The sequence below is a fragment of the Achromobacter sp. genome (genome assembly GCF_036567245.1).
Classification (GTDB): Bacteria; Pseudomonadota; Gammaproteobacteria; order Burkholderiales; family Burkholderiaceae_B; genus Achromobacter.
Genome location: NZ_DATCUY010000326.1, coordinates 1 through 8878 on the forward strand (window position 1 = coordinate 1; position 8878 = coordinate 8878).

At 66.0% G+C, this 8878-nt stretch carries 9 protein-coding genes; all 9 read left to right on the plus strand.

Features of this window, described 5'->3' with window-relative positions; genetic code table 11:
* Nucleotides 1-1359, plus strand: a 1359-nt coding sequence (locus VIR09_RS14220; protein ID WP_332013449.1) for a THUMP domain-containing class I SAM-dependent RNA methyltransferase, incomplete at its 5' end; no start/stop codon positions are given.
* 248 nt (nucleotides 1360-1607) lie between these two features.
* On the plus strand, nucleotides 1608-1796 hold the full coding sequence (locus tag VIR09_RS14225; protein WP_006389355.1) for a hypothetical protein: 189 nt from the start codon (nucleotides 1608-1610) through the stop codon (nucleotides 1794-1796).
* A gap of 185 nt (nucleotides 1797-1981) precedes the next feature.
* Nucleotides 1982-2500: an RDD family protein gene (locus VIR09_RS14230; RefSeq protein ID WP_332013450.1), complete on the plus strand. Its 519-nt coding sequence runs from the start codon at nucleotides 1982-1984 to the stop codon at nucleotides 2498-2500.
* A gap of 147 nt (nucleotides 2501-2647) precedes the next feature.
* Nucleotides 2648-3556 carry a DUF2167 domain-containing protein gene (locus VIR09_RS14235; protein ID WP_332013451.1) on the plus strand — a complete coding sequence of 303 codons (909 nt, stop codon included), beginning with the start codon at nucleotides 2648-2650 and terminating at the stop codon, nucleotides 3554-3556.
* A gap of 155 nt (nucleotides 3557-3711) precedes the next feature.
* Nucleotides 3712-4584 (plus strand): UDP-2,3-diacylglucosamine diphosphatase, encoded by an 873-nt coding sequence (locus VIR09_RS14240; RefSeq protein WP_332013452.1) that lies wholly within the window; start codon nucleotides 3712-3714, stop codon nucleotides 4582-4584.
* Between the two features lie 127 nt (nucleotides 4585-4711).
* Nucleotides 4712-6406 (plus strand): acyl-CoA synthetase, encoded by a 1695-nt coding sequence (locus VIR09_RS14245; protein WP_332013453.1) that lies wholly within the window; start codon nucleotides 4712-4714, stop codon nucleotides 6404-6406.
* A 22-nt stretch (nucleotides 6407-6428) separates the two neighbouring features.
* Complete coding sequence (locus tag VIR09_RS14250) at nucleotides 6429-6950, plus strand: gamma carbonic anhydrase family protein (protein WP_332013454.1); 522 nt, start codon at nucleotides 6429-6431, stop codon at nucleotides 6948-6950.
* Nucleotides 6951-7023: 73 nt separating this feature from the next.
* Nucleotides 7024-7953: an Hsp33 family molecular chaperone HslO gene (gene hslO / locus VIR09_RS14255; protein WP_332013455.1), complete on the plus strand. Its 930-nt coding sequence runs from the start codon at nucleotides 7024-7026 to the stop codon at nucleotides 7951-7953.
* A 91-nt stretch (nucleotides 7954-8044) separates the two neighbouring features.
* Nucleotides 8045-8779, plus strand: a complete 735-nt coding sequence (locus tag VIR09_RS14260; RefSeq protein WP_332013456.1) for a TadE/TadG family type IV pilus assembly protein — start codon at nucleotides 8045-8047, stop codon at nucleotides 8777-8779.
* Nucleotides 8780-8878 lie beyond the last annotated feature (99 nt).

The following is an 8878-nucleotide window of genomic DNA, read 5'->3' on the forward strand; positions in this document are numbered from 1 at the left end:
CCCGCCACGCCGGCGGGACGCTTCTACGATCCGTTCGAGGACGACGGCCCCGCTCCGGAGTACCAGGCCGAACCCGATCATGCGCAGGAAGCGGATTTCGCCCAGGCTCACGACCATGACGACGGTCGTGACCATGGCCACGACCAAGGCCGCGGCAGGCGCGAGCCCGCCGTGGAGACCCGCAGCCGCCGCCCGCGCGAACCCCGCCAGGCGGAAGTATTTCCCATCTTCGCCCCCTGCCCCCAGGGTCTCGAAGAAGCGCTGACGGCGGAAATGCAGGCGCTGGGCTTCGAGGACGCGCAGGCAGGCCGCGCCGGCTGTTCGTTCACCGCCGACTGGGCTGGCGTGCAGCGCGCCAATCTGTACTCCCGCCTGGCGACCCGCATCCTGGTGCAGGTCGCCCATGCCGAGATTTCGCACGAAGACGACATTCTGGATCTGGCCCGCGACACCCCCTGGGAACGCTGGTTCGGCGCCGAGCAGACCCTGCGCGTGGACACCTCGGCCATCAAGAGCCCGGTGCAAAGCCTGCAGTACTGCAATCTGCGCGCCAAGGACGGCATCTGCGACCGCCTGCGCGAACTGGAAGGCGAACGCCCCAGCATCGACACGGTGCGCCCGGACGCCCGCGTGCACCTGTTCCTGACCGGACACACCGCCACGCTGTACCTGGACACCTCCGGCGAATCGTTGTTCAAGCGCGGCTGGCGCCTGGACAAGGGCGAGGCGCCGCTGCGCGAAAACCTGGCCGCCGGCATGCTGGCGCTGGCGGGCTGGGACCCGGCCGCGCCGCTGCTGGATCCGTTCTGCGGGTCGGGCACCATCCTGATCGAGGCCGCCTGGATCGCGCTGGGCGTGCCCCCGGGCATCTCGCGCCCGTTCGGCTTCGAGCGCCTGCGCGGACACGACGCCTACCGCTGGCGCGACCTGAAGGACGACGCCCGCTCGCGCATCCTGCCGCAGCTGGACGCGCCCCTGGTCGGCTACGACCTGGATCCGCAAGCCATCGAATTCGCCCGCAACAACGCCGAACGCGCCTGGCTGACAGAGGATTCCATCCGCTTCGAGATCGGCGATGCCCGCGACGTCACGGCACCCGCCGACCATGGCTGGATCGTCACCAACCCGCCCTACGGCGAGCGCATGGGGACAGAACAGGACGCGGATCTGTGGCGCGATTGGGCCACCTGCCTGAAGCGCAATTTCGCCGGCTGGCAACTGCACGTCATCACCAGCGACCTGACCCTGCCCAACCAGATGCGCCTGAAACCCAAGCGCCGCGTGCCGCTGCACAACGGCTCGCTGGACTGCCGCCTGTTCGGTTTCGAGCTGGTCGCCGCCGGCTATCGCGACGCCTGAGCGCGCCTCGCCCCCCGGGCGGCTGCGGCCCCCGGGGCAGCCCTTTTCCCTGCCGCAGTACGTTGTAAACGCGCAGCAACATGGTGCGCGTATCTTTGCTTATGGTGTTCCCGCGCCCTGTTTGGGAGCATCATCGCACCAAGGTGTTGCCAATTCGCACCGGCCACTTGCACAAGTGCAGGGTTAACCCCTATAATTCGGGTTATCCCTAGTAGCTAATTAAACAGTGCAAGCCCGTGGAGGCTATTGTGATCAACCCGAACAACACCATCCGCCTGACCGACGAACTCGAGCGCCAACTGATGCTCCAGGCCATTGAAGAACAATTCCGTCCGCACCCGATGCGGGCGTTGGCCGCCGGCCTGCGTAAGCTGGCCCACGGCATCCGTGCCCTGGCTGGCAAGACGAGCGCCAAGAACGCGCACTCCGCCGCCTAAGCAAGGCCCCAGGCTTACGGCCTGAACAGTTTTCCCCTTGGGGGCTGCATAGCCCCTTTTAAGACCCGCCCTTACCGACGGGTTTTTTTTTGCCTGGAACACTCCCGGCAAGACATCCTGCGAAAGTTGCCGCAAGCGCACGGGCCAGGTCGCCAGAGTCCGGCTTTGTCGGATAATAGCGACCCATGACGACCGACGCCCTCCTCGACCAGACTCCCAACCGGCTGCGCCGGTTCGCCTGCATGATGTACGAAGCCGTGCTGCTGTTCGGCGTGGTGTTCCTATCGGGTTACCTGCTGGATACCCTCACCCAGAGCAAGAACGCGCTGGAATTGCGAGGTGCCCGGCAGGCCTGGTTGTTCCTGGCCATCGGTGCGTATTTCGTGCTGTGCTGGCGCCGCCGTGGCCAGACACTGCCCATGAAGACCTGGAACATCCGACTCGTCGACCGCGACGGCAATACTCCATCCACGGCCCGGCTGATGTTGCGCTATGTCCTGGTCTGGCCGCTGGTGCTGGCCGGCGCGGCGGTCGTTTGGGCCGCCGCCAGCGCTACCGGCTGGCCCTCGATGGACATGTTCATCGTCGCTGCGCCTTTCACGATCTTCATCTGGTCCTGGTTCGACCCCGACGGGCAATTCCTGCACGACCGCATCCTCGGCACCCGGCTGCGCAACGCGCCGCAGCGCAAAAAGGCCCGATAGGCCCGGATCCAGCGCGTCGCAGGGCAGGCCGCATACATCCTGCGACAAACGGCAACATCGTGCGGCGAATTAGCCGTTTGCTTTCAGAAAGTTGAAAGTCGACCGCAAAGACAATGGGGCCCCTTTTTTAGACGCCCCAGAACCATCATGCGCGCTTTCCTTTTCCGTGTTGCGCTGGCTGCCGCCAGCGCCCTGTTCCTGCTTCCCGCCAGCGCCCTTGCCCAGAACGCGGCCGCCCAGCAGGAAATCGAAGCGGCCACGAAGGCCGCCTTCGCTGCGGCCCAGGAGGGGCCGGCAGACGTCAAGCTGGGCGAACAGGCGGTCGTCCATCTACCCGAATCCATGTTCTTCGTGCCGCGCCTGCAGGCGGACCGGCTGATGGCGGCCTACGGCAATGGCAAGGATCCTTCCCTGCTCGGCGTGGTGATGCCCAAGAGCGACGATGACGACTGGGTCATCACCGTCAACTTCGACAAGGCCGGCTACATCAAGGACGACGACGCCAAGAACTGGAACGTCAATGAATTGCTGGACAGCCTGCGCGAAGGCACCGAGCAGTCCAATGAAGAGCGCAAGCAGCGCGGCTTCCCCGAGCTGATCATGGACGGCTGGGTCGAAGCGCCGAAGTACGACAGCAACACGCAGCGCCTGGTCTGGTCGGTCGCCGTCAAGCACAAGGGCGAAAGCGCCACTGAAAATCCCACCGTCAACTACAACACTTACGCGCTGGGCCGAGACGGCTACATCACCCTGGACCTGATCACGCAGAAGAGCATGGTGCCCAAGGACAAGACGGCCGTGCTGACCCTGCTGGACCAGCTGGATTACGTCGAAGGCAAGCGCTACGCCGACTTCAACTCCTCGACCGACAAGGTCGCCGAATACGGCCTGGCCGCCCTGGTGGCCGGCGTGGCGGCCAAGAAGCTGGGCCTGTTCGCCGTGATCGCCGCCTTCCTGGCGAAGTTCGCCAAGGTCGGCGTGCTGGCCGCAGCCGCGCTGGGCGGCGGCCTGTGGAAGCGCCTGCGCGCCAAGAAGGCCAACCAGCAGCAGCCCTGACCTGCGGGACATGCAGCGGCTGCGGCCGCTCCAGTTCCCCGCAGTCCGGCGCACGGCCAGCAACCGTGCGCCACTGAGAACCGCGCTGACGTCGTCACAACAGCGTCACATGGCGTTCACGTTCCGGTCATCGCTGGATGGTTTCATTCCCAGGCATGAGCACAATCCCTGGAAAAGCTACCGTGAACGAAATCCGCCCTGCGCACTGGCGCGCCCTCTGGATTTCCGATATTCACCTGGGCACCGCCGGGTGCAAGGCGGAATTCCTCCTCGACTTCCTGGACCACAACGATTCCGACACGCTTTACCTGGTGGGGGACATCGTCGACGGCTGGCAGTTGCGCAAGCACTGGCACTGGCCCCGGGCGCACAACGACGTCATCCAGCGGATCCTGCGCAAGGCGCGCAACGGCACCCGGGTCGTGTTCATTCCCGGCAACCATGACGAATTCGCGCGTGAGTTCGCGGGCTATGCCTTCGGCGACATCGAAATCCTGGACGAGGACGTGCACGTCACCGCCAAGGGGCAGCGCCTGCTGGTGCTGCACGGCGACCAGTTCGACGGCGTGATCCAGCACAGCCGCTGGCTGGCGCACCTGGGCGACGGGCTCTACCAGTTGGCGCTGTGGATCAATCATCATTTCAACCGGCTGCGCCACCGCCTGGGACTGCATTACTGGTCCCTGTCGCAGTACCTGAAGCACAAGGTCAAGAACGCCGTATCCTTCATCACCGACTTCGAGGAAGCGCTGGCGGGCGAAGCCCGACGCCGCGGCCTGGACGGCGTGGTCTGCGGCCATATCCACAAGGCCGAACTGCGCTACGTGGGCGAAATCCTGTACTGCAACGACGGTGACTGGGTGGAGAGCCTCTCCGCCCTGGCGGAAACCCATGATGGCCAGCTCCAGCTACTGGATTGGGCCGCCGTCACGGCGGAACGCGAGGCCGACCCCGCCGCCCGTCCGCCCCGCTCGCTCACGCTGCCGGCCCTGCCGTCCGCGCTGCGCCGTCAAGGCAAACACCCGTGATAACCCGTATGCGTCCCCGTTACGCAACGGGGATGTTGCAGTTCACGGCCCTCTAGGTCATGCTTGCATCTGGGGCAACGGGCGAACTTGACCCGTTCACGCTGCAACATGCTTACAACATAGGGCCATGAACGACCAATATCAGGCGCTCTACCAAACATTCCGCTGGCTGGTACCCACCCAGTTCAACATCGCGGAAGCGTGCTGCCACCGCTGGGCATCCAGCAGTCCGGATGCGCGGCGCATTGCCATCTACTACGAAGATGAGTCCGGCAACCGCGAGGTCTGGACCTATGCCCGCCTGGCGGAAGCAGCCAATCAACTGGCCAACGGCCTGGTGAAAATGGGCGTGGGGCGCGGCGACCGCGTCGGTGTGGTGTTGGGACAACGCCCCGAAACCGTGGTGGCCCACATGGCCATCTACAGCGTCGGCGCGGTAGTGCTGCCGCTGTCCGCCCTGTTCGGTCCGGAAGCCCTGGAAAGCCGCCTGCGCGATTCCGAAACCCGCGTCGCCATCGTGGATTACGCCTCCAGCGGCAATCTGCTGGCCGTGAGCGAAAACTGTCCCAATCTGCAGCAGATCATCGGCATCGGCTTTGCCGACGAGCGCGTACTGCCCTGGCGCAGCCTGCTGGCACGCCAACCCAGCGAATTCAAGATGGTCCAGACCCGCTCCTCGGATCCGGCCATCCTGCTCTATACCTCCGGCACCACCGGCGCCCCCAAGGGCGCGCTGCTGCCGCATAGCGTGCTGATCGGCAACCTGCCGGGCTTCGTGGCCTCCCAGGACTGGTTCCCCAAACCCGCCGACGTGTTCTGGTCGCCCGCCGACTGGGCCTGGACCGGCGGCATGATGGACGCCCTGCTGCCCACCCTGTACTTCGGACATCCCATCGTCGGTACGCGCGGCCGCTTCTCGGTCGAACGCGCCTTCGAACTCCTGGAACGCTACCAGGTCACCAACACCTTCCTCTTCCCCACCGCGCTCAAGATGATGATGAAAGCGGTGCCGGAACCGCGCAATCGCTACCAGTTGGCCTTGCGTTCCATCATGAGCGCCGGGGAGAGCGTGGGCGAAACCGTCTTCGAATGGTGCCAGTCGGCTTTGGGCGTGACGCCCAACGAGATGTTCGGCCAGACGGAAATGAACTACGTGGTCGGCAACAGCCAGAAGCGCTGGCCCGCCAAGCCGGGCAGCATGGGCCGCCCATACCCGGGCCACAATGTCGCGGTGCTGGACGAAGACGGCAAGCCGGTAGCGCCCGGCGCCGCCGGCGAGATCGCCGTCAACCGGCTCGATATCCATGGCTACCCGGATCCGGTGATGTTCCTGGGCTACTGGCGCAATGAAGCCGCCACCCAGGCCAAGTTCAAAGGCGACTGGTGCCTGACGGGCGACCTGGCGACGGTCGACGCCGACGGCTACCTCTGGTACGCAGGCCGCGCGGACGACGTGTTCAAATCCGCTGGCTACCGGATCGGCCCCGGAGAAATCGAAAGCTGCCTGATCGGGCACCCGGCCGTAGCCAACGCCGCCGTCGTGCCCAAGCCGGACGCGGAGCGCGGCGCCCTGGTCAAGGCCTATGTCGTGTTGACGCCGGAGTTCGCGCAGCGCGACCGCAACGACATCATCGAGAACCTGCAGGAACATGTGCGCGAGCGCCTGGCCCCGTATGAATACCCCAAGGAGATCGAATTCGTCGACGAGCTGCCCATGACGACCACCGGTAAAATCCAGCGCCGCATCCTGCGCCTGCGCGAAGAAGAGCGCTCGCGGGCGACTGCAGGCATTACAGACGCGCAGCACGCCCCCAAGGCCTGACGCCGCAACCGGAGACCATGGCATGCCCATTTACCAACTCGACGACCTGATCCCCCGCATCGACCCGGCGGCCTATGTGGCCGACAGCGCCGACATCATCGGCAACGTCACGCTGGAGGCGGGCGTCAGCATCTGGTCCAACGTGTCGATCCGCGGCGACAACGACGCCATCCTGATCCAGAGCGGCGCCAATATCCAGGAAGGCAGCGTGCTGCACGTGGACAATGGCTGTCCCATGACCATCGGCCCCAACGTGACGGTGGGCCATCAGGCCATGCTGCACGGCTGTACCATCCACGAAGGCGCCCTGGTGGGCATGCAGGCCATCGTGCTGAACAACGCGGTCATCGGCCGCAATTGCCTGATCGGCGCCGGCGCCATCATTCCCGAAGACCGCATCATTCCCGACAATTCCCTGGTCATCGGCATCGGCAAGATCGTCCGCGAACTCTCGGACGAGGAAATCGCCAATCTGCACCAGAACACCGCCCACTACGTGGCGCGCGGCCAACACTACAAGACTGCCCTGAAGCGGGTCGGCTGAGCCACCCAAGGCAGTGCTCCGACCCTGCTGGCGGCAGGGGGAATAGACGGGCCTGATCGGCTAACATTCCTGCATGACCGATCAGCTCAAGAAATACCTTACCGAAGACCGCAGCGTCCGCATCCAGGCCGTGCGCCTGGAGGCGACCTGGAAGGCCGTCCAGGCCAATCACGACTATCCTCCCGCCATCACCCACCTGCTGGGCGAACTGGTGGCGGCGTCCACCCTGCTGGCCGCCAACATCAAGTTCGACGGCTCGCTGGTGCTGCAGATCCAGGGCGACGGCCCCATCGCCCTGCTGGTGGTGGAATGCCGCAACGACCTGAGCCTGCGCGCCACCGTCAAGATGCGCGAAGGCCACGAAGTGCCCAGCGACGGCGACATGCAAAGCCTGCTGAACCCGGGCGGCAACGGCCGTTTCATCGTGGTGCTGGACCCGCAGCGCAAGCTGCCGGGCCAGCAGGCCTACCAGGGCATCGTGCCCCTGCAGGGCGACACCGTGGCCGAGGCGCTGCAACACTACATGAAGGCCTCCGAACAGCTGGACACGCGCCTCTGGCTGGCCGCCAACGCCGACCATGCCACAGGCATGCTGATCCAGCGCTTGCCGTACCACGGCGGCTCGGATGCGCCCGCGCTCACCGAGCAGAACGCCGCCGAAACCTGGGACCGCGCCTGCGCCCTGGCCAGCACCATCAAGCACGACGAACTGCTGGCCACCGACATCGACACGCTGATCCATCGCCTGTTCTGGGAAGAAACCCTGGTGGCGTTCGATCCGCTGGCCGTGCGCTGGCACTGCCCCTGCACCCGCGAACGCGTGGCCAGCATGCTGCGCACGCTGGGCCAGGAAGAGGTCAACAGCATCCTGGCCGAACGCGGCCAGGTCGAGGTGTCCTGCGATTTCTGCGGCAAACCGTATAAGTTCGACTCCGTCGACTGCGCGACCTTGTTCTCGGCGAGCGCGGCACCCGCCGCGGACGAACCGCCCACGGTGCACTGATCTGTACCGGCGGCCTGGCCGCCGGGACGATTCCGTCACGCCGGCTTATCCTCATCGACAGGCGGTCATGCCTGCGCCAGACTGCGCAGCCATGACCGCCTTTTTTCACACCCCTTCCTGCCGCCAACGCGGCGCCGCCGCCATCGAATTCGCGGTGGCGGCGACGCTGGTGCTGCTGCTGGGCCTGCTGGCAATCGAAGCAGCCCGCTGGCAAGGCGTGCGCCAGATGGCCTATCTGGCGCTGATGGAGGCCGCACGCGCCGGCGCCACCGCGCACGGCGATCCGGCGCGCATGCGGACGGCCTTTCTGCAGGCGCTGCTGCCGCTACATGCCGATGCGCGCGGTCAGGCCGGCGCCCGCCGCCGCCAGAATGACGAGCAGGCCGCGCTGTCGGCCATTTCAGGCACCCATCCCTGGCGCATCGAAGTCCTGCTGCCCGACGAGCAGTCGTTCCGCGAACACGCCCACCCGGATCTCAAGGTGCCCGCGGCGGGAGGCCTGCGCGCCATCGATAACGGCTACCAGGACCTGCAACATGCGCGCCGGCCACCGCTCCCGGGCGGCCAGAGCATCTTCCAGGCCAACACCTTGAAGTTGCGCCTGACCTATCTGCACAAGCCGCTGCTGCCGCCCTTGCGGGCGCTGCTGGCCGCGCTGGGTCCCGACGTCAACAGCTACGCCGGCAACGCGCAGGCCAGGGGCCTGCTGCCCTTGCGCATGGAGCTGGAAACAGAGATGCACTCGCACCCGGTGGACTGGGCGCGCAGGACGCCGCAACCCGCCGGCATCGTGTACGGCGAGTGCCGCAGCGTGCGCTGCGGCTGAACCAAACGGGGGATGAACAGGAACGGCGGCCGGCGCTCAGTGCCGGGCGTTGGTCTGATTGGCGGGCTTGGGAGCTGCAGCCGCCGGACGGGCGGCCGG

Bases quoted from the DNA above. Each gene is read 5' to 3' on its own strand.
- VIR09_RS14230 (WP_332013450.1), top strand. From the start codon at position 1,982: ATGACGACCGACGCCCTCCTCGACCAGACTCCCAACCGGCTGCGCCGG.
- VIR09_RS14235 (WP_332013451.1), top strand. From the start codon at position 2,648: ATGCGCGCTTTCCTTTTCCGTGTTGCGCTGGCTGCCGCCAGCGCCCTG.
- VIR09_RS14240 (WP_332013452.1), top strand. From the start codon at position 3,712: ATGAGCACAATCCCTGGAAAAGCTACCGTGAACGAAATCCGCCCTGCG.
- VIR09_RS14245 (WP_332013453.1), top strand. From the start codon at position 4,712: ATGAACGACCAATATCAGGCGCTCTACCAAACATTCCGCTGGCTGGTA.
- VIR09_RS14250 (WP_332013454.1), top strand. From the start codon at position 6,429: ATGCCCATTTACCAACTCGACGACCTGATCCCCCGCATCGACCCGGCG.
- hslO (WP_332013455.1), top strand. From the start codon at position 7,024: ATGACCGATCAGCTCAAGAAATACCTTACCGAAGACCGCAGCGTCCGC.
- VIR09_RS14260 (WP_332013456.1), top strand. From the start codon at position 8,045: ATGACCGCCTTTTTTCACACCCCTTCCTGCCGCCAACGCGGCGCCGCC.